This is a genomic window from Micromonospora sp. WMMD737 (assembly GCF_049179055.1).
GTDB lineage: Bacteria > Actinomycetota > Actinomycetes > Mycobacteriales > Micromonosporaceae > Micromonospora > Micromonospora reichwaldensis.
The window spans coordinates 5781410-5800316 of the sequence record NZ_JBMHMH010000001.1; the positions used below are offsets into that span (position 1 = coordinate 5781410).

Here is an 18907-nt window from a genome sequence, read left to right on the forward strand (position 1 = left end):
AACGGCGTTGGAGACTCAGACATGGCCCACACCCCCGTCAACCACCCCGCGCGGCCGGTCTACCGGGCGATCGGCGGGCTGACCGGTCTGTACCTGGTGGCCTTCGGCGTGCTCGGCATCATCGCGAGTGCCGGCAACGAGGCCCTCGCCCAGGATGACACCCAGGTCCTCGGCCAGGGCACGAACCTCGGTTTCTCGCTGCTCAGCGCCCTGCTGGGGGCCGCGGTGCTGGCCGGCACCGCGATCGGCCGCAACATCGACGTCATGATCAACCAGTGGCTGGCGTACGCGATCATGGTGATCAGCCTCGCCGGTCTCGCCTTCATCCAGACCGAGGCCAACATCTTCAACTTCAGCATCTTCACCGTCATCGCGCTGATGGTGGTCAGCCTGGTCCTGCTGATGGTCGGCATGTACGGCAAGGTCGGCACGGACGAGGAGCAGGAGGCCTGGCAGAAGGCCCGGCTCGTGCTCTGAGTGGTGGTGGGGTTTTCGCCGGAGCCCGACCCGCTCCGGGCGGTCGGGCTTGATCCCTGCGCGGGTCGGGCTCCGGCGAAAACCTGTCGTGGTCCCGCTCCGCCCGGCCGCTGCTGCCCGGTGGGGTGGGACCTTCGTGGTTGCGCCTCTCGTCGGGCGGTTTGGCGGACGGGCGACCTCTTCCAGGGGACAATCGGGGCGAATGTCCTGACTGTGGAGGGGTCATGCCGCACTTTCCCGTGAACCATCCGGCGCGGCCGGTCTACCGGGTCCTCGCCGGCCTGGTGGGGCTCTACATCCTGGTCTTCGGCGTCTGGGGCGTCGCCCTGACGGCGGGCGACCCGCTCTTCGACCGGGGCGACAACTGGGCCCTCGGGCTCCGCACCAACCTGGCCTTCTCGCTGGCCTCCGTCGCCTTCGGGATCGTGCTCATCGTCGGCGCGTCCCGGCGCGGCAACCTCGGCCACTACATGAACCTGACCGCCGGGGTCGTCTTCCTGGTCACCAGCGTCCTCATGATGTCCGTGCTCCAGACCGAGGCCAACTTCCTCAACTTCTCGATGTCCACGGTCATCGTGTCGATGCTCTTCGGCCTGCTCCTGCTCGGCACCGGCCTGTACGACAAGGTCGGCACCGACGAGCACGCCGAGGAGGAACGGCGGCTGCGGCACCACCCGGTCTCCGAGGCCCACGGCCGCTGACCGACGTCGGGGTCAGCGACCCCGTACCGTGATCAGGCTCGGCTTGGCCTCCAGGTGCGACAGCCCGCTCCAGGCCAGGTTGACCAGGTGCGCCGCCACCGTCTCCTTGCGCGGCTTGCGCACCTCCAGCCACCAGCGGCCGGTCAGCGCCACCATCCCCACGAGCGCCTGCGAGTAGAGCTCGGCCAGCTTCGGGTCGTAGCCCCGGCTGGAGAACTCGGCGCCCAGGATGTGCTCCACCTGGTGTGCCACGTCGTTCATGACGCTGCTGAAGTTGCCCGCCGCCGACAGCACCGGCGACTCCCGCACCAGCACCCGGAAGCCGCTGGTCTCCTCCTCGATGTACGTCAGCAGGGCCAGCGCCGCCTGCTCCAGCAGCTCGCGGGGGTGCCCGGCGGTCAGGGCCGTGGTGATCCGGTCCAGCAGGGCGCGGACCTCCCGGTCCACCACCACCGCGTAGAGCCCCTCCTTGCCGCCGAAGTGCTCGTAGACCACCGGCTTGGAGACCTTCGCGCGGGCCGCCACCTCCTCGATGGAGGTGGCGTCGAAGCCGCGCTCGGCGAAGATCTGCCGGGCGATCGAGATCAGCTGCTCCCGGCGCTGGGCCGCCGACATGCGTACGCGTGAGGAGGGTTTGGGGGGCGCGGCGGGAACCGCCCGCCGCCGGCCGGTCGTGCCGTCGTTGCCAGGGACATCCGCCATGTTCTCGTCATTCCGCCGGCGCTCGGTCACCCGGCCCATCCTGCCAGGCGGCCTCCGTGCCCATCGACCGCGCTACCGGCCGGTGGCGGGTGCGACGAGCTTCGCCGCGATGCGTTCGGGCTTCGGCCAGCGCACGTCCCACGCCGCGCCGAGCCTCTCGAACAGCCAGATCACCCGGGCCGAGATGTCCACCTGGCCGCGCAGCACGCCGTGCCGGGCGCTGGTCGGGTCGGCGTGGTGCAGGTTGTGCCAGCTCTCGCCGAACGACACGATCGCCAGCGGCCAGAAGTTCGACGCGCGGTCGCCCTGGCGCATCGCGAACGGCCGCTCCCCGTAGACGTGGCAGACGGAGTTGATGGACCAGGTCACGTGGTGCAGGAGGGCGATGCGCACCAGGCCGGCCCAGAAGAGCGCGGACAGCGCTCCCCGCCACGACCAGGTGAGCAGGCCGCCCATCAGCGCGGGACCGAGCACCGAGACCACCACCAGCAGCGGGAACAGCCGGTCCACGCGGCTGATGTCCCGGTCGGCGAGCAGGTCCGGGGCGAAGCGCCTCCGGTTGGACAGCTCCCGGCCGAAGAGCCAGCCGACGTGCGCGTGGAACAGGCCCTTCGTCAGGCCGCGGACGCTTTCCCCGAACCGCCACGGCGAGTGCGGGTCGCCCTCCAGGTCGGAGAAGGCGTGGTGGCGCCGGTGGTCGGCCACCCACTGGATGATCTCGCCCTGCACCGCCAGCGAGCCGGACACCGCCAGCGCGATCCGCAGCCAGCGCTTCGCCTTGAACGACCCGTGCGTGAAGTACCGGTGGTAGCCGACCGTGATGCCCAGCCCGGAGAGCACGTACCAGAACCCGGCGACGGCCACGTCGGTCCAGCTCAGCCAGCCGCCCCAGGCGACCGGTACGGCGGCGACGAGGGCCAGGAAGGGGATCACCACGAACGCCCAGAGGGCGATGAGGATGCCCCGGGACTGGGTGCCCTGGGTGAGGGGCTTCGGCCCGGCGGCGGGGTCGAGGGACGTAGCGGACATGGGCACCTCGCAGAGGGACGGAGTGATCACGTAGTTACGCCTACGTCACCGTAACTTAGGCGCTCGCGGGGCGCATGGGACAGCGTCAGGGATGAATGTCTGGTGCTGTCGTACGTCCGTTCTAAAGTGCTGCTCATGGACGATTCCTTGGCTGACGAGGTACGCCGGCTGCGCACCGTCGAGCAGCTCTCCGTCCGCGAGATCCGGGCGCGGACCGGGCTCGGACGCAACCGGATCCACGACCTACTCCGGGACGTGCCGGCGCCCGAGCGGACCCGTCGACCCAATGCCAAGGACGACCTCAGGGCGGCGGCGGTCGAGCTGCGCGCCGAGGGGTGTTCCGTCAACGACATCGCCCGCCAGCTCGGCGTGGCGAAGTCGACCGCCTACCAGTGGGTCAGGCACCTGCCGCTGGCCGAGGAGGGGGCGGGCGCTGAGCGGCGCCGGGCCCACGCGGCGCTGATGAACGAGGCGCGGTGGTCGGCGCCTCGGAAGGCCCGCGACGCGGCCCGGGCTGCGGAGCAGGTGCGCGCGGCCGGCCTGGTGGGCTCCCTCGCCGACCGGGATCTCCTGCTCCTCGGTGCGGCGGTCTACTGGTGCGAGGGGACGAAGTCCAAGCCGTGGCGGCGGGACGACCGCCTCCAGTTCGTCAACAGCGATCCGGGGCTGCTCGCGCTCTTCCTGCGTTTTCTCGAGGTGTGCGGGGTCGACCGTGCCGTGCCCAGCTATCGCATCAGCATCCACGAGACGGCCGACCTCGACGCGGCGCTGAAATGGTGGGCCCGGAAGCTCGATCTGCCGGTTGGTCGTTTCCAGCGCGCCAACCTGAAGAAACACCGTCCGGCCACGCTGCGGCGCAACGTCGGGGACGACTATCGTGGCTGCCTGGTGATCACCGTGCCGCGTAGCCGCGAGCTCTACTGGCGGATCGAAGGTATGATCGCCGAGCTGTTCCAGACCGTCGGGCTAGGCGAGCCGTCAATGCCGGTTCGCGAAGCTTGACATTTCTATGGGGTGTGGGGTAACGGCAACCCGCAGGCCTTTGGAGCCTTGAGCTCCTGGTTCGAATCCAGGCACCCCAGCTCACACCGCGTCTCACGGCATTCGTGCGGCCATGCCGAACGGCGGCTCGCCGTCTGGTTAGCATGGCCGCGAGACTGTCAGCCGTCCCGACGGGAGCCCGTGTCGTGTCCCAGCCCCACCTCCGCACCGTTGTCGTGCTCGCCGCCGGTGAGGGCAAGCGGATGAAGTCGGCGCTGCCCAAGGTGCTGCACCCGCTGCTCGGTCGTACCCTCGTCGGCCACGTGCTCGCCGCCGCCGCTCCGCTGGCCGCGGACCGCACGGTGGTCGTGGTGGGGCACGGCGCCGACCAAGTCCGCGCGCACCTCGCGGAGATCGCCCCCGACGCCACCCCGGTGCTCCAGGCGGAGCAGCTCGGCACCGGGCACGCCGTCCGGATCGCGCTGGACGCCGCGCCGGACGCCACCGGCACCGTGGTCGTGATCAACGGTGACGTGCCGCTGCTCCGCCCGGAGACGGTGGCCGCGTTGGTGGCGGCGCACGAGGAGGCGCGCGCGGCGGCGACCGTGCTCGCCGCCGAGGTGCCCGACCCGACCGGCCTGGGCCGGATCGTGCGCGACACCGACGGGCGGCTGGAGCAGATCGTCGAGGAGCGCGACGCGACCCCCGCGCAGCGGGCGATCCGCGAGATCAACGCCGGCATCTACGCGTTCGACGTGGCCCGGCTGCGCGACGCGCTGGGCAAGCTGTCGACGGACAACGACCAGGGCGAGGAGTACCTGACCGACGTCTTCGCCCTGCTGGGCTCGGCCGGCGAGCCGGTGGCGGTGCACGTGGCGGCGGACCACGTGGAGACGCTGGGCTGCAACGACCGGGTCGAGTTGGCCGCCCTGCGCCGGCTGCTGCGCGACCGGGTCAACGAGGCGTGGATGCGCACCGGGGTCAGCCTGCTCGACCCGGACACCACCTGGATCGACGTGACGGTCGCCCTCGACCGGGACGCGGTGGTCGACCAGAACACCCAGCTGCGCGGCGGCACGGTGGTCGGCACGGGCGCGGTGGTCGGGCCGGACGTGACGCTGATCGACACCGTCGTCGGCCCGGGCGCGACTGTGCTGCGCAGCCACGCGGTGGGCGCGGAGGTCGGTGCGGGCGCCAGCGTCGGGCCGTACGCGTACCTGCGGCCGGACGCCCGGCTCGCCGAGAAGGCCAAGGTCGGCACGTTCGTCGAGGTGAAGAACTCGGAGGTGGGTGCGGGCGCGAAGGTGCCGCACCTGTCGTACGTGGGGGACGCGACGATCGGCGCGAAGGCCAACATCGGCGCGGCGACGATCTTCGTGAACTACGACGGGGTGAACAAGCACCGCACCACCGTCGGCGAGGGCGCGTTCGTCGGCTGCGACACCAGCCTCATCGCGCCCGTCGAGGTGGGTCCCGGGGCGTACGTGGCGGCGGGCAGCGCGATCGCGCAGGACGTGCCGGCGGGCGCGCTCGGGGTGACCCGTGCGCCGCAGCGCAACATCGACGGCTGGGTGGCCCGCAAGCGCGCGGGCACGGTCTCCGCCGAGGCGGCCGCGCGGGCCCAGGCAGCGGATGAGGGTGCGTCGGCGCCGGGATCCGGGGCAAGTGAAGGTGAGGCAATCCACGGGGATGCCGAGCCGGTCAGGTCGGCCCCGGGCGCGGGGGATACTGCAACCGAATAGTCCCCGGCCCACCACCACCGCCGGGTACCACCGACCAACGGGAGCAGACGGGCCCATGGGCAGCATCGTCGCCGAAAACCGCAAGAGCCTGATGCTTTTTTCCGGACGTGGCTTTCCGGAGTTGGCCAAGGAGATCGGTGAGGTGCTCGGCGTCGCGCCGACGCCGGCCGACGCGTACGAGTTCGCCAACGGCGAGATCTTCGTACGGTTCAAGGACTCGGTGCGCGGTTCGGACGCCTTCGTGGTGCAGTCCGTGACGCACGGGGTGAACACCTGGGTCATGGAGACCCTGATCATGATCGACGCGCTGAAGCGCGGTTCGGCAAAGCGGATCACGGTGGTCCTGCCGTTCTACCCGTACGCCCGGCAGGACAAGAAGCACCGCGGCCGGGAGCCGATCTCGGCCCGGCTGGTGGCGGACCTGCTGAAGACGGCCGGGGCGAACCGGATCCTCACCGTCGACCTGCACACCGCGCAGATCCAGGGCTTCTTCGACGGCCCCGTCGACCACCTCTTCGCGATGGACATCCTCGCCGAGTACGTCCAGCACAAGTACGCCGGCCGCCCGATGACGGTGGTCGCGCCGGACTCGGGCCGGGTGCGGGTGGCCGAGCGGTGGACGGACCGGCTGGGCGGCTGCCCGCTGGCGTTCATCCACAAGACCCGGGACCCGCTGAAGCCGAACCAGGTGGTGGCGAACCGGGTGGTCGGCGAGGTCGAGGGTCGGGTCTGCCTGATCGTCGACGACATGATCGACACGGGTGGCACGATCTGCGGTGCGGCGGACATCCTCCGGGCCTCCGGCGCGGCCGACGTGATCGTGGCCTCGACGCACGCGCTGCTCTCCGACCCGGCGACCGAGCGGCTGAAGAACGCCCCGATCAGCGAGGTGCTGGTCACCAACACGCTGCCGCTGCCGCCGGAGAAGCAGCTCGACAAGATCACCGTGCTGTCGATCGCGCCGCTGCTGGCGCGGGCGATCCGCGAGGTCTTCGACGACGGCTCCGTGACGACCCTCTTCGGCGGCCTGAGCTGACCGTCTGACGCCGGGCCGGGCGGGCACCGCCGCCCCCGGTCCGGCGTCGACCGCCCCGGCGGCGGCGTCGCATTGACCCGTCGGCGGCGGGGAGGCCGGTCGGCGGCGGGCCGCCCCGGCGGCCGGGCGGTCGCCCTCCGGCGGCGTCGCGCGGCGCCCGGCGGCGGGTGCCGGCGGGGCAGGTCCAAATCGCCCTGCGGGCCTGCGGGAACGGTGATAAGGGGACTGCCGGAACGCGCGGAATCAGCTCGGGTAGACTGGTGCGGTTGCCACGGCGAGGGTGCCCGGCGGGCCGCTGCGAAGCGCCGCACGGAGGCACCGTCATCGACGCGGTGCTCCGGGCAGTCGTTCTCGACGCATGAGCCCCAGCGAGCCCCTCGCCCCAGCACCGCCAGACGACAAGCCGCCGCAGCGAAAGCATCAGGAGTTCTCCCGTGTCCGAGGTAAAGATCAGCGCCGAGCCCCGTACCGAGTTCGGCAAGGGTGGTGCCCGTCGTACCCGCCGGGCCGGCAAGGTGCCCGCCGTGCTGTACGGCCACGGCGAGAAGCCCAAGCACATCGCGCTGCCGTCGCGTGAGTTCGCCGCCGCGATCCGTAAGGGCGGCGCCAACCAGCTCTTCGCGATCGAGGTCAGCGACGGCACGCAGGTGCTGGCGCTGCCGAAGGCGATCCAGCGCGACCCGATCAAGGACACCTTCGAGCACGTGGACCTGCTGCTGGTCCGCCGGGGCGAGAAGGTCACCGTCGAGGTCCCGGTGCAGCTGACCGGCGAGGCCGCGCGGGACACCCTGATCGTGCACGACCACGACACCCTGTCGGTCACCGCCGACGCCACCAAGGTGCCGGACCACCTGGAGGCCTCGATCGAGGGCCTGGAGGCCGGCACCCAGGTCACCGCCGGCGACGTGGAGCTGCCGGCCGGCGTCGAGCTGGCCGCCGACGCGGACCAGACCGTCGCTTCGGTGACCGCCGCGCCGACCGCCGAGCAGCTCGAGGCCACCCTCCCCGAGGTCGAGGAGGCCGCCGAGGAGGCCGAGGCCGGTGTCGGCGAGGAGACCGCCGAGGCCGCCGAGGCTCCGGCCGCGGAGGGCGAGGAGAACGCCGAGGCGAAGACCGAGGCCTGATCGGTTCGCATCGTTGCGACAGGCGTCCCCGCGCGGTCGGGGGCGCCTGTCGGCGTATCGGTGTCCGGGCGGGCGGGTGACGGCGAGCAGCGGGAGGGGCGGGGCGTGACGGACGAGACGGGGCCGTGGCTGGTGGTCGGCCTGGGCAACCCGGGTCGGGAGTACGCCGGCAACCGGCACAACGTCGGCTTCATGGTGGCCGACCTGCTGGCGGGCCGGCTCGGCGCGAGGTTCGGCCGGCACAAGCGGGCGGTGGCGGAGGTCGCCGAGGGGCGGCTCGGTCTCGGCGGGCCGAAGCTGGTGCTGGTCAAGCCGCTGACGTACATGAACCTCTCCGGCGGGCCGGTGACCGGGCTGGCCCAGTTCCACAAGGTGCCGCCGGGCCGGGTGGTCGCGGTGCACGACGAGTTGGACATCGGGTACGGGCAGGTGCGGGTGAAGTGCGGCGGTGGCGAGGGCGGGCACAACGGCCTGCGCTCGATGTCGAAGTCGCTGGGCACGAAGGAGTACGTCCGGGTGCGGTTCGGCATCGGCCGGCCCCCGGGGCGGCAGGACCCGGCGGACTACGTACTGTCGGATTTCGGCGCGGCGGAGCGCAAGGAGCTGGAGTTCCTGGTGGACCGGGCCGCGGATGTGGTGGAGTCGGTGATCACCAGGGGCGTGGAGCCGACGCAGAACCTCTACCACGGGGTGTGAGGGCCGGGTCGGGCGCCGGGGGCCGGTAGTCTTCGCCTTTCGGCGCGACGCGACCGTCGGGGCGGCTCGTCGGCGGCGTGCCGGGTGCGGAGCACGGCGAGGCGACGGGAGCAGGAGTCATGGGCAGTCCTCCGATGATCGACGGCGCTTTCGCCCGGTGGCTGGCGGCCCGGGCCGGTCAGGCGCTGCTCGGCCTGCGGTCCGAGATGGGTTTCGCCGACGCGGGGGCGTTGAAGTCGGCGGGCGACAAGGTCTCGCACGACCTGATCCGCACCGAGCTGGCGAAGTGGCGGCCGGGTGACGCGGTCCTCTCCGAGGAGGACGAGGGTTCGCGGCTGGCCTGGGCGGCGGAGGTGAACGCCGAGGCGGTCTCCCGGCTGGCGGCCGACCGGGTGTGGATCATCGATCCGCTGGACGGCACCCGGGAGTTCGCCGAGGAGGGCCGTTCGGACTGGGCGGTGCACGTGGCGCTCTGGGCGCGGGACGCGCCGACGCCGCACGGGCTGGTGGCGGGCGCGGTCGGGCTGCCGGCGCAGCAGCGGGTGCTGGGCACCGACTATCCGCCGGCGTACCCGCAGCTGACCCCGGAGGCGACCGCGGCGCCCGGCGGGCGGACGATCCGCCTGGCGGCGAGCCGGAGCCGGCCGCCGGTGTTCCTGACCGACCTGGCGGAGGACGTCGGGGCGCACCTGGTGCCGATGGGCTCGGCCGGGGCGAAGATCGCCGCGGTGGTCACCGGTGAGGTGGACGCCTACATCCACGCGGGCGGCCAGTACGAGTGGGACTCGGCCGCGCCGGTCGCTGTGGCGACGGCCACCGGGCTGCACGCTTCCCGGATCGACGGTTCTGCGCTGAGATACAACGAGGCGGATCCACGCCTGCCGGACCTGCTGGTCTGCCGCGAGGATCTCGCCAGTCGGTTGCTTGCAGCGTTGCAGCGTCATTCCGGGTAGCCTGAGCGGCACTTCTTGGCATGCCCGACCGGAAAGGTCTGGAATATCGATGAGCGGATTCGAGCGAAGCGAGCCCGTGTCATGACCGCCCCCGCCGCCTACCAGGTGTCGCACCTCGACGCGCTGGAGGCCGAGAGCATCTTCGTGATGCGCGAGGTGGTCGCCGAGATGGAGCGGCCGGTGCTGCTCTTCTCGGGCGGCAAGGACTCGATCGTGATGCTCCGGCTGGCCCAGAAGGCGTTCGCCCCGGCCAACATCCCGTTCCCGGTCATGCACGTGGACACCGGGCACAACTTCCCCGAGGTCCTGGAATACCGGGACCAGCGGGTCGCCGAGCTGGGGCTGCAACTGGTGGTGGCGAGCGTGCCGGAGGCGCTGGCCAGCGGGCTGGTGCGGGAGTCGGGCGACGGGATGCGCAACCGGATCCAGACGCCGGTGCTGCTGGACGCGGTGGAGAAGCACCGGTTCGACGCGCTCTTCGGCGGCGCCCGCCGCGACGAGGAGAAGGCCCGCGCCAAGGAGCGGGTGTTCAGCTTCCGCGACGAGTTCGGCCAGTGGGACCCGAAGAACCAGCGCCCGGAGCTGTGGTCGCTCTACAACGGCCGCCACCACCCGGGCGAGTCGATCCGGGTCTTCCCGCTGTCCAACTGGACCGAGCTGGACGTCTGGCACTACATCGCGCGCGAGCGCATCGCCCTGCCGTCGATCTACTACGCCCACGAGCGCGAGGTGGTCGAGCGCGACGGGATGCTCTACGCGGTCAACGAGTTCTTCCGCCCCCGGGCGGGCGAGGACCGGTTCAAGGCGCGGGTGCGCTACCGGACGGTGGGCGACGCGTCCTGCACGGCGGCGGTCCGTTCCGACGCCGACACGGTCGAGAAGGTCATCGAGGAGGTCGCCGCCACCCGGATCACCGAGCGCGGCGCCACCCGGGGAGACGACCGGGTCAGCGAGGCCGCCATGGAGGACCGCAAGCGGGAGGGCTACTTCTGATGACCACCGAGACCGTCGCGGACACCACGGACGCCCGGGCCGCCACCGGGGCCGTGCCGGAGCCCCGGCCGATGGACCTGCTGCGCTTCGCCACCGCCGGCAGCGTCGACGACGGCAAGTCGACCCTGATCGGCCGGCTGCTCTACGACACGAAGTCGCTCTTCACCGACCAGCTCGCCGCCGTCGAGGCGGTCAGCGCGGCCCGGGGCGACGAGTACACGAACCTGGCGCTGCTCACCGACGGCCTGCGGGCCGAGCGCGAGCAGGGCATCACCATCGACGTGGCGTACCGCTACTTCGCCACCCCCCGGCGCAAGTTCATCATCGCGGACACCCCGGGGCACATCCAGTACACCCGCAACATGGTCACCGGGGCGTCGACGGCCGACCTGGCGCTGATCCTGGTGGACGCCCGCAAGGGCCTGGTCGAGCAGTCCCGCCGGCACGCGTTCCTCTGCTCGCTGCTGCGCGTGCCGCACCTGGTCCTCTGCGTCAACAAGATGGACCTGGTCGACTTCTCGCAGGAGGTCTTCGAGCGGATCGCGGACGAGTTCACCGCGTTCGCCGCGAAGCTCGACGTGCCCGACCTGACGGTGGTGCCGATCTCGGCGCTGCGCGGCGACAACATCGTCGCCCGGTCGGAGAACATGCCCTGGTACGAGGGCCCGTCGCTGCTGCACCACCTGGAGCGGGTGCACATCGCCAGCGACCGCAACCTGGTCGACGTGCGGTTCCCGGTGCAGTACGTGATCCGCCCGCAGTCGACCACGGTCACCGACTACCGGGGCTACGCCGGCCAGGTCGCCTCCGGCGTGCTCAAGCCGGGCGACGAGGTGATGGTGCTGCCGTCCGGGTTCACCAGCCGGATCGCCGCCGTGGAGACCGCCGACGGGCCGGTCGCGGAGGCGTTCCCGCCGATGTCGGTGACCGTACGCCTGGAAGACGAGATCGACATCTCCCGGGGCGACATGATCTGCCGTCCGAACAACGCCCCGGCGGTGTCCCAGGACATCGAGGCGATGGTGTGCTGGATGGACGAGACCCGTCCGCTCCAGGTCGGCGGCAGGTACGCGATCAAGCACACCACCCGCTCCGCGCGGGCGATCGTGCGCGGGCTGCACTACCGGCTGGACGTCAACTCGTTGCACCGCGACGAGTCCGCCGACGGGCTCAGGCTCAACGAGATCGGCCGGGTACGGTTGCGGACCACGGTGCCGCTGCTCGCGGACGAGTACCGCCGCAACCGGACCACCGGCGGCTTCGTGATCATCGACGAGGCCACCAACCGCACGGTCGGCGCGGGGATGATCGTCGAGGCGCAGTGAGTCCCGCCGACGGGCGGGTGCCGACGCCCGCCCGTCGCCTGCCGGGCTGACCGCGCCCGGCGCAGGGCCCGGCCGGCAGCCGCCACTGCCCGCCGGGCGGCCGGCGGGCAGCCGCGTCGGTGCTCAGTCCAGCCGGGTCGCCCCGGGGCCGGGCAGGACGGTGACGTGGCCGGGCGCGGCGAAGCCCCGCTCGGCGTACGCGGCCGTGACGGCGGCGGCGACCGCGTCGGCCCGTGCCGCGTCGACGAGGGCGAGGACGCAGCCGCCGAAGCCGCCGCCGGTCATCCGGGCACCGAGCGCCCCGGCGCCCAGGGCCGCCTCGACGGCCGTGTCGATCTCCGGGACGGTGATCCCGAAGTCGTCGCGCATCGAGGCGTGCGAGGCGGTCAGCAGCGGGCCGATCTCGCGTACCCGCCCGGCGCGCAGCAGCGCGACCGTGTCGAGCACCCGACGGTTCTCGGTGACGACGTGCCGTACCCGGCGGCGGGTCTCGTCCCCGTCGAGCCGGGCCAGGGCGTCGGCCAGAGCGTCGGCCGGGACGTCCCGCAGCGCCGCGACGCCGAGCAGCCCGGCGGCCCGCTCGCAGGAGCCGCGGCGGGCGGCGTACTCGCCGTCGGCGTGCCGGTGCGGGGCCCGGCTGTCGACGACCAGCACGGCGAGGCCGGCGGCGGCCAGGTCGAAGGGGACCTGCTCGACGGACTCGTCCCGGCAGTCGAGGAAGAGCGCGTGCCCGGCGCGGCACCGGATCACCGCCGACTGGTCCATGATCCCGGTCGGCGCGCCCACGTAGTCGTTCTCCGCCCGCTGGGCCAGCCGGGGCCGTCGCTCGGCGGGCAGGTCCAGCCCGCCCAGGTCGACCAGGGCGGCCAGCACGGCGGCCTCCAGCGCGGCCGAGGAGGACAGCCCGGCGCCCAGCGGCACGTCGGAGGCGATCGCCAGGCGCGCGCCGGGTGGCGCGTGCCCCGCCTCCCGCAGCGCCCAGACGACCCCCGCCACGTACGCGCCCCAGCCGTCGACCCGGCCGGGCCCGGCCAGCTCGTCGGCGCCGAAGGCGACCGTCTCGCCGGTGAGCTCGGAGCAGGCCGTCCAGGTGTCGCCGGGCTGCGGGGCGGCTGCCACCACCGTGCGCAGCGGCAGGGCGAAGGGGAGCACGAAGCCGTCGTTGTAGTCGGTGTGCTCGCCGATGAGGTTCGCCCGCCCGGGAGCCGCCCAGCGGCCGGCGGGCGCCTCGCCGTACGCCGAACGGAAGCCGGCGGTGGCGCGGGCCGCGACGTCGTCGGTCACCGCGGCCCCACGACGTGCGTGCGGTAGAAGGCCCAGGCGTCGGCGACGATGTCGGGCAGGGTCGGCTTCTGCGGCACCCAGCCCAGCTCCTCGCGGGCCAGCGCGGACGACGCGACCAGCTCGGCGGGGTCGCCCTCGCGGCGCGGCGCCACCTCGACCGGCACGGGGTGGCCGGTGACCTCGCGGACCACGTCGACCACCTGCCGGTTGGTGAAGCCGTTGCCGTTGCCCAGGTTGTAGATCCGGTGCTGGCCGGCGGTGGCGGCGCCGAGCGCCAGCAGGTGGGCGCGGGCCAGGTCGGCGACGTGGATGTAGTCGCGCACGCAGGTGCCGTCGACGGTCGGGTAGTCGTCGCCGAAGAGCTGGAGCTTCTCCCGCCGGCCGGCGGCCACCTCGAGCGCGATCGGGATCAGGTGGGTCTCGGGGTCGTGCCGCTCGCCGAGCGCGACGTCGCCGTCGAGGTACGCGCCGGCCACGTTGAAGTAGCGCAGCGAGACGGCGGCCAGGCCGTGCCCGATCGCCTCGGAGGTGAGGGCCATGTCGACGGCGAGCTTGGTGGCGCCGTACGTGTTGGTGGGGGCCTTGACGGCGGTCTCCGGGATCGGCAGCTCGGTGGGGTTGCCGTAGACGGCGGCGGTGGAGGAGAAGACCAGGCGGGGTACGCCGGCGGCCCGGACGGCGTCGATCAGGGCGATCGAGCCGACCGTGTTGGCGTGCCAGTAGAGCTCGGGCCTGGTCATCGACTCGCCGGCGGCGATCAGCGCGGCGAAGTGCAGCACCCCGTCGAAGCCCGCGCCCGGGGTGAGCACCCGCGCGGCGTCGTGGACGGACGCGTCGACGTACGTCGCGTCGGGGGCGAGCGCCTCCCGGTGACCGGTGCGCAGGTCGTCGAGCACCACCACCTCGTGGCCGGCGTCGAGCAGCATCCGGGTCACCACGCTGCCGATGAAGCCGGCGCCGCCGGTGACGAGCAGTTTCACGTCGGTCTCCTCCTGCCTGGCCGCCCGGTCGCGGCCCGTGTCGTGATCACCCTACGGCCGGTCGCCCGGTGGCCGCCCCCGCGTCGGCGACCTTGCCATTCCATCATGATTCCCCAACTTCGAACAGAGTTGAACACGGGCAGCCCGTTGGGGCCGCGCTGTCTACCATCACAGTCATGCGGGAAGCGGATGCTCCCGGGCCGCGGCGACGCGCCCGGAGCCGGCCACGCCGCGAGCCGGGGCCGCTGCCCCGGGCCGTCGCCCGGATGGTGGTGCGCACCGCCGACGCCGCCACCCGGGCGGTGACGGCCCTGCTCGGCGCCAGCCCGGCGGCCGGCCGGGAGCGGATCAGCGAGGCGGAGTTGCGCGACCTGGTCGCCGCCAACACCCTGCTCGACCCGGTCGAACGCCGGATCATCGACGAGGTGCTGGTCGCGGGCGCGAGCCTGGTCCGCGAGGTGATGATGCCGCGCACCGAGGTCGTCTTCCTCTCCGCCCGGCACACCATCGCCGAGGCGGAGCGGCTGGTCCGGGCCGAGACGCACACCCGCTACCCCGTGGTCGACGGCACCCACGACGACGTGGTCGGCTTCGTGCACCTGCGCGACGTGCTGCTCCGCCCCGACCTCGACCCCCGCACCACCGTCGGCGAGCTGACCCGGGAGGTGAAGCGGCTGCCCGGCAGCAAACGGGTGCTCGCCGCGCTCAGCGAGATGCGCCGGGAGCGCCACCACCTCGCCGTGGTGGTCGACGAGTACGGCGGCACCGCCGGCATCGTCACCCTGGAGGACCTGATCGAGGAGCTGATCGGGGAGATCCACGACGAGTACGACACCGCCCCCGAGCCGGTGCACGCGGGCCTGCCCGCCGTGGTGGACGGCCGGCTCAACCTCGCCGACTTCGCCGAGCGCACGGGGGTGAGCCTGCCGCCCGGCCCGTACGAGACGGTCGGCGGGTTCGTGATGGCCGCGCTGGGCCGGCTCCCGGTCGCCGGCGACGAGGTGCCGGTGACCGGGAACCCGGTCGGCGACGGCGGCGCGGCACCCGACGACCCGTCCGGCGGATGGCTGCTGCGGGTGCTCACGCTGGAGGGGCGACGGGTGGCCCGGCTCACGGTCACCGCCGGGCGCCTGCCGGAGCCACGGCGCGAGGCCGCCGCCCCGACACCGACGGGGCGGAGCCGACCCGCCGGCCCGTCATGACGCGCACCGGGTCTTGCTGACAGAATTGCCGCCATGTCCGACGTACCCGCCCGCCCCCGCGTCTTCTCCGGCATCCAGCCGACGGCCGACTCGTTCCACCTCGGCAACTACCTGGGCGCCGTGCGGCACTGGGTGGCGTTGCAGGACACCCACGACGCCTACTACTGCGTGGTCGACCTGCACGCGATCACCGCGGGGCACGACCCGAAGACGCTCATGCAGCGTTCCCGGATGGCGGCCGCCCAGCTCTTCGCCGTCGGCCTCGACGCGGAGCGCAGCACGCTCTTCGTGCAGTCGCAGGTGCCCGAGCACTCGCAGCTCGCCTGGGTGCTGGGCTGCATCACGGGGTTCGGCGAGGCGAGCCGGATGACGCAGTTCAAGGACAAGTCGCAGAAGCAGGGCGGCGAGCGGGCGAGCGTGGGCCTGTTCACCTACCCGGTCCTGCAGGCCGCCGACATCCTGCTCTACCAGGCCAACGCCGTGCCGGTGGGCGAGGACCAGCGCCAGCACCTGGAGCTCTCCCGCGACCTGGCCCAGCGGTTCAACTCGCTGTTCGGGCCGACCCTGACGGTGCCCGCGCCGCACATCGTCAAGGACACCGCGAAGATCACCGACCTGCAGGACCCGACGGCCAAGATGTCGAAGTCGTCCTCGTCGCCGGCCGGCATCGTCAACCTGCTGGAGGATCCGGCCCGCTCGGCCAAGAAGATCCGTTCCGCGGTCACGGACACGGGGCGGGAGATCGTCTTCGACACCGAGACCAAGCCCGGCATCTCCAACCTGCTGACCATCTACTCGGCCCTGAGCGGGCGCAGCGTCGACGACCTGGTCGCCGCGTACGCCGGCAAGGGCTACGGCGACCTGAAGAAGGACCTCGGCGAGGTGGTACGGGAGTTCGTCGGCCCGATCCAGGAGCGCACCCGGACCTACCTCGACGACCCGGCGCAGCTGGACAAGCTGCTCGCCGCCGGCGCGGAGAAGGCCCGCGCGACCGCCGGCGAGACGCTGCGCACCGTGTACGAGCGGGTGGGCTTCTTCCCGCCGGTGCGCGGCGAGTAGCGCCCCGGCGCGACGGGTGAGGGCGGACGGGCCGGTGGACGGAGGGATGACGCACAGCGTGGATCGCAGGGACGGGACGCCGGACGCCGGTGACACCATCGAGATCGGCATCGCGGTCGACATCCCGGAGCCGTGGGGCGGCATGCTCACCCGGCGGCGGGTCGAGGCCGGCGACCCTCGGGTCGTGCCCGCGCACGTGACCCTGCTCGGGCCGACCGAGATCCCGGTGGCGACGCTGCCGGCGGTGGAACGTCACCTCGGGGCGGTCGCCGCCGCCCACCTGCCGTTCACCCTGCACCTGCGGGGCACCGGCACGTTCCGGCCCGTCACCCAGGTCGTCTTCGTGGCGGTGGCCGCCGGGATCAGCGAGTGCGAGCTGCTCGCCGCCGCGATCAGCGCCGCCCCGGAGCTGCACCGCGAGACGCGCTTCCCGTACCACCCGCACGTCACGGTCGCGCAGGACGTCGCGCCGGAGGCGCTGGACAGGGCGTACGAGGACCTGGCCGACTTCTCGGCCATGTTCGAGGTCGAGGCGTTCACCCTCTTCTCGCACAGCGGGCAGACCCGGTGGCAGCCGCGCCGGGACTTCCGGCTGGGCGGCTGAGCGGTCGCCCGGGTGCGCCACGAGCGCCACGGCGCCCACTTCGCCGAAGCCGGTGCGGGCCGGACGGCCGCCGCCCGGTGCGGGCCGACGTCCGGTTGCCCGCGCGGGGGCGAAAGATCGGCGAGGATGACGGCGTGAACGTGCTGGGCCGCATCGAGGCGGGCATCGACAGCAGGATCAGCGCCGCGCGCCGCCGGTGGGGCGTCGCGGACCACCTGTGGCGGGCCGGCGTGCTCTACACCGACGTGCTGGGCGGGCGGCTGGCCGCCGCGATCGCCTACTACGGCTTCTTCGCGGTCTTCGCGCTGGCGCTGGTCGGGTACTCGATCTTCGGGGCCATCCTGGAGGACAACGACGAGGTCAGCGACGCCGCAGCCGACTTCCTCCGGGAGAACCTGCCGTTCCTCGACCCCGTGCAGATCGCCGACAGCAGCGGCACGGTCGGGGTGGTCGGCCTGATCATCCTGGCGTTCACCGGGATCGGCTGGGTGGAGGCGATCCGCTCCTCCCAGCGGCTCATGTACGGGCTCAACCAGCAACCGGGCAACCTGGTGGTCCGCCGCCTGGTCGACCTCGGTGTGCTGGTGGTCATCTTCGTGCTGCTCGGCGTCTCGGTGGCGGCGGTGGACACCCTGGAGTCGCTGCTGCGCTTCCTGCTGCGCAGCACCGGCTCGGCGGGCCTGACGACGGTCAGCGCGGTGCTCAGCGTGCTGGTCAACGCGGTGCTGGCCACCCTGCTGCTGGTGGCGGTGCCGAGGCTGCGGATGACCCGGTCCCGGCTGCGCCCCGTGGTGCTGCTGGTCGCGGTCGGCATCACGCTGCTGAACACCGTCGGGCGCTTCTACGTGGTACGCACCGAGCGGAACCCGGCGTACACGGTCGTGGCGGGCGCCGTGGGCCTGCTGCTCTACCTCTACCTGCTCAACCAGCTGGTGCTCTTCGGCGCGGCGCTGGCCGCGACCAGCCCGCGCGGTCGGGTGGTGGACCTGGCGGCGAGCCCGGCGCCGGCCGAGACGGACGCGGAGACGGATCCCGGCACCCCGGGCGGGGCCGGATGAGCGGGGGAGCGGGCGTGCGGATCTCGGTCGACCAGGCCTCGGCGGTGCCGCCGTACGAGCAGGTGCGCGGGCAGCTCGCGGAGCTGATCGGGACGGGCCGGTTGGCGGTGGGCACCCGGTTGCCCACCGTCCGAGCGTTCGCGGCCGACCTCGGGCTGGCGGTCAACACCGTGGCGCGGGCCTACCGGGAGCTGGAGGCGGCCGGTCTGCTGGAGACCCGCGGCCGGCACGGCACCGTCGTCGCGCCCGGGCGCGACGACGCGACCGACCGGTTGCAGCGGGTCGCGGCCGACTACGCCGCCGAGGCCGCCCGGTTGGGCGTGCCGCCCGCGGCGGCGCTGGCCCTGGTCCGCGCGGCGTTGGACGCGGCCCGGCCGGGCTGACGCGCGCGGAATGCCGACAGCCACGACGGCGGTGAATTAGGGGCGAATGCCTCCCGGCCCGGGGGCGTGACGGACCATGATGGGCGCGTGGGCGCACTCGTGACACTGGACCTGCCGGACGACTCGCCGATGCTCGGCCTGCCGTGGATCATCACCTTCGGCCCGCTCGGCGACGCCGACGAGTGGGAGCCGGTGGTCTGCGGCCCCTACGAGCGGCCGCACGCCCTCGCGCTGGCCGAGGCGATCGTCGCCGAGGAGCAGCTGATGGCGGTGGTCGAGCCGCTGCTGCCCGCGGTCTCGGCCGAGGAGATCCGGGGCGAGATCGCCGCGGCGCAGGTCGCCGCCGAGGACGAGGCGGCGCAGCTCGACCAGGCCGACCTCTACGGCGACTTCGAGGACACCATCGACGAGGAACTGGAGGCGGCAGCCGAGGAGGCCGACCGGGCGGAGCCGCTGGTCCCGCCCACCGAGGCCGAGCTGCGGGCCGCCTTCGGCCGCATCGCCGCGAAGCTCACCGGCGGCGCCTGAGCCCAGCCGGGTGGGCTCAGCCGGGCGGACGCATCCAGATGGACGCCGGC

The 18907-nt window shown here is 72.9% G+C and carries 20 protein-coding genes and 1 tRNA gene; 17 read left to right on the plus strand and 4 right to left on the minus strand.

Annotated features, from left to right (window positions below; translation table 11 throughout):
- Positions 1 to 21 precede the first annotated feature (21 nt).
- Together ACN27A_RS25765 and ACN27A_RS25770 are read left to right on the plus strand one after the other, a co-directional pair.
- Positions 22 to 477: a DUF4383 domain-containing protein gene (locus ACN27A_RS25765; RefSeq protein ID WP_357578990.1), complete on the plus strand. Its 456-nt coding sequence runs from the start codon at positions 22 to 24 to the stop codon at positions 475 to 477.
- Positions 478 to 701: 224 nt separating this feature from the next.
- Positions 702 to 1178, plus strand: coding sequence for a DUF4383 domain-containing protein (locus ACN27A_RS25770; RefSeq protein WP_151453465.1), 477 nt, complete (start codon positions 702 to 704; stop codon positions 1176 to 1178).
- A gap of 12 nt (positions 1179 to 1190) precedes the next feature.
- On the opposite strand, the gene ACN27A_RS25775 is transcribed toward ACN27A_RS25770, so the two are convergent.
- Complete coding sequence (locus ACN27A_RS25775; protein WP_421457180.1) at positions 1191 to 1880, minus strand: TetR family transcriptional regulator; 690 nt, start codon at positions 1878 to 1880, stop codon at positions 1191 to 1193.
- Between the two features lie 72 nt (positions 1881 to 1952).
- The gene (locus ACN27A_RS25780; RefSeq protein WP_132231507.1) at positions 1953 to 2909 is read right to left on the minus strand and encodes an acyl-CoA desaturase; all 957 of its coding nucleotides are present in this window, start codon (positions 2907 to 2909) and stop codon (positions 1953 to 1955) included.
- Positions 2910 to 3044: 135 nt separating this feature from the next.
- On the opposite strand from ACN27A_RS25780, the gene ACN27A_RS25785 reads away from it, so the two are divergent.
- From ACN27A_RS25785 to cysN, 9 genes are all read left to right on the plus strand, one after another.
- On the plus strand, positions 3045 to 3911 hold the full coding sequence (locus tag ACN27A_RS25785) for a helix-turn-helix domain-containing protein (protein WP_421457181.1): 867 nt from the start codon (positions 3045 to 3047) through the stop codon (positions 3909 to 3911).
- Between the two features lie 8 nt (positions 3912 to 3919).
- A tRNA-Gln gene (locus tag ACN27A_RS25790) sits at positions 3920 to 3991 on the plus strand.
- Between the two features lie 63 nt (positions 3992 to 4054).
- Positions 4055 to 5632, plus strand: coding sequence for a bifunctional UDP-N-acetylglucosamine diphosphorylase/glucosamine-1-phosphate N-acetyltransferase GlmU (gene glmU, locus ACN27A_RS25795; protein ID WP_421457182.1), 1578 nt, complete (start codon positions 4055 to 4057; stop codon positions 5630 to 5632).
- 55 nt (positions 5633 to 5687) lie between these two features.
- A complete protein-coding gene (locus ACN27A_RS25800; protein WP_421457183.1) occupies positions 5688 to 6668 on the plus strand; it encodes a ribose-phosphate diphosphokinase in 981 nt (326 codons plus the stop codon).
- Between the two features lie 434 nt (positions 6669 to 7102).
- Complete coding sequence (locus ACN27A_RS25805) at positions 7103 to 7792, plus strand: 50S ribosomal protein L25/general stress protein Ctc (RefSeq protein ID WP_357578994.1); 690 nt, start codon at positions 7103 to 7105, stop codon at positions 7790 to 7792.
- A gap of 105 nt (positions 7793 to 7897) precedes the next feature.
- Positions 7898 to 8488 carry an aminoacyl-tRNA hydrolase gene (pth, locus tag ACN27A_RS25810; protein ID WP_132231500.1) on the plus strand — a complete coding sequence of 197 codons (591 nt, stop codon included), beginning with the start codon at positions 7898 to 7900 and terminating at the stop codon, positions 8486 to 8488.
- Between the two features lie 119 nt (positions 8489 to 8607).
- A complete protein-coding gene (locus ACN27A_RS25815; RefSeq protein WP_421457184.1) occupies positions 8608 to 9441 on the plus strand; it encodes an inositol monophosphatase family protein in 834 nt (277 codons plus the stop codon).
- Between the two features lie 81 nt (positions 9442 to 9522).
- Positions 9523 to 10434, plus strand: coding sequence for a sulfate adenylyltransferase subunit CysD (gene cysD / locus ACN27A_RS25820; RefSeq protein WP_311413708.1), 912 nt, complete (start codon positions 9523 to 9525; stop codon positions 10432 to 10434).
- Positions 10434 to 11759, plus strand: coding sequence for a sulfate adenylyltransferase subunit CysN (cysN, locus tag ACN27A_RS25825; RefSeq protein WP_421457185.1), 1326 nt, complete (start codon positions 10434 to 10436; stop codon positions 11757 to 11759). Before cysD ends, cysN begins: the two co-directional genes overlap by 1 nt.
- Before the next feature lie 123 nt (positions 11760 to 11882).
- On the opposite strand, the gene galK is transcribed toward cysN, so the two are convergent.
- On the minus strand, positions 11883 to 13043 hold the full coding sequence (galK, locus tag ACN27A_RS25830; RefSeq protein ID WP_421457186.1) for a galactokinase: 1161 nt from the start codon (positions 13041 to 13043) through the stop codon (positions 11883 to 11885).
- A complete protein-coding gene (gene galE, locus ACN27A_RS25835; protein ID WP_421457187.1) occupies positions 13040 to 14023 on the minus strand; it encodes a UDP-glucose 4-epimerase GalE in 984 nt (327 codons plus the stop codon). Before galE ends, galK begins: the two co-directional genes overlap by 4 nt.
- A 176-nt stretch (positions 14024 to 14199) precedes the next feature.
- Between galE and ACN27A_RS25840 the strand changes: the two genes are divergently transcribed.
- The 6 genes from ACN27A_RS25840 (at position 14200) to ACN27A_RS25865 (ending at position 18857) form a co-directional block, all read left to right on the plus strand.
- The gene (locus tag ACN27A_RS25840) at positions 14200 to 15225 is read left to right on the plus strand and encodes a hemolysin family protein (protein WP_421457188.1); all 1026 of its coding nucleotides are present in this window, start codon (positions 14200 to 14202) and stop codon (positions 15223 to 15225) included.
- A gap of 33 nt (positions 15226 to 15258) precedes the next feature.
- On the plus strand, positions 15259 to 16284 hold the full coding sequence (gene trpS, locus ACN27A_RS25845; protein WP_151453452.1) for a tryptophan--tRNA ligase: 1026 nt from the start codon (positions 15259 to 15261) through the stop codon (positions 16282 to 16284).
- A gap of 46 nt (positions 16285 to 16330) precedes the next feature.
- Positions 16331 to 16888, plus strand: coding sequence for a 2'-5' RNA ligase family protein (locus tag ACN27A_RS25850; RefSeq protein ID WP_421457189.1), 558 nt, complete (start codon positions 16331 to 16333; stop codon positions 16886 to 16888).
- Between the two features lie 134 nt (positions 16889 to 17022).
- Positions 17023 to 17946, plus strand: coding sequence for a YihY/virulence factor BrkB family protein (locus ACN27A_RS25855; protein ID WP_357579000.1), 924 nt, complete (start codon positions 17023 to 17025; stop codon positions 17944 to 17946).
- A 14-nt stretch (positions 17947 to 17960) separates the two neighbouring features.
- Entirely contained in the window at positions 17961 to 18329 is a 369-nt protein-coding gene (locus ACN27A_RS25860) for a GntR family transcriptional regulator (RefSeq protein ID WP_421457190.1), read from the plus strand.
- 87 nt (positions 18330 to 18416) lie between these two features.
- Complete coding sequence (locus ACN27A_RS25865) at positions 18417 to 18857, plus strand: hypothetical protein (RefSeq protein WP_421457191.1); 441 nt, start codon at positions 18417 to 18419, stop codon at positions 18855 to 18857.
- Positions 18858 to 18907: the final 50 nt, after the last annotated feature.

Coding starts and splice junctions, on each gene's coding strand:
- ACN27A_RS25850 (WP_421457189.1), top strand. CDS start 16,331: ATGACGCACAGCGTGGATCGCAGGGACGGGACGCCGGACGCCGGTGAC.
- ACN27A_RS25815 (WP_421457184.1), top strand. CDS start 8,608: ATGGGCAGTCCTCCGATGATCGACGGCGCTTTCGCCCGGTGGCTGGCG.
- cysN (WP_421457185.1), top strand. CDS start 10,434: ATGACCACCGAGACCGTCGCGGACACCACGGACGCCCGGGCCGCCACC.
- ACN27A_RS25775 (WP_421457180.1), bottom strand. CDS start 1,880: ATGGCGGATGTCCCTGGCAACGACGGCACGACCGGCCGGCGGCGGGCG.
- trpS (WP_151453452.1), top strand. CDS start 15,259: ATGTCCGACGTACCCGCCCGCCCCCGCGTCTTCTCCGGCATCCAGCCG.
- cysD (WP_311413708.1), top strand. CDS start 9,523: ATGACCGCCCCCGCCGCCTACCAGGTGTCGCACCTCGACGCGCTGGAG.
- ACN27A_RS25840 (WP_421457188.1), top strand. CDS start 14,200: ATGCGGGAAGCGGATGCTCCCGGGCCGCGGCGACGCGCCCGGAGCCGG.
- ACN27A_RS25765 (WP_357578990.1), top strand. CDS start 22: ATGGCCCACACCCCCGTCAACCACCCCGCGCGGCCGGTCTACCGGGCG.
- ACN27A_RS25800 (WP_421457183.1), top strand. CDS start 5,688: ATGGGCAGCATCGTCGCCGAAAACCGCAAGAGCCTGATGCTTTTTTCC.
- ACN27A_RS25770 (WP_151453465.1), top strand. CDS start 702: ATGCCGCACTTTCCCGTGAACCATCCGGCGCGGCCGGTCTACCGGGTC.
- ACN27A_RS25785 (WP_421457181.1), top strand. CDS start 3,045: ATGGACGATTCCTTGGCTGACGAGGTACGCCGGCTGCGCACCGTCGAG.
- glmU (WP_421457182.1), top strand. CDS start 4,055: ATGGCCGCGAGACTGTCAGCCGTCCCGACGGGAGCCCGTGTCGTGTCC.
- ACN27A_RS25780 (WP_132231507.1), bottom strand. CDS start 2,909: ATGTCCGCTACGTCCCTCGACCCCGCCGCCGGGCCGAAGCCCCTCACC.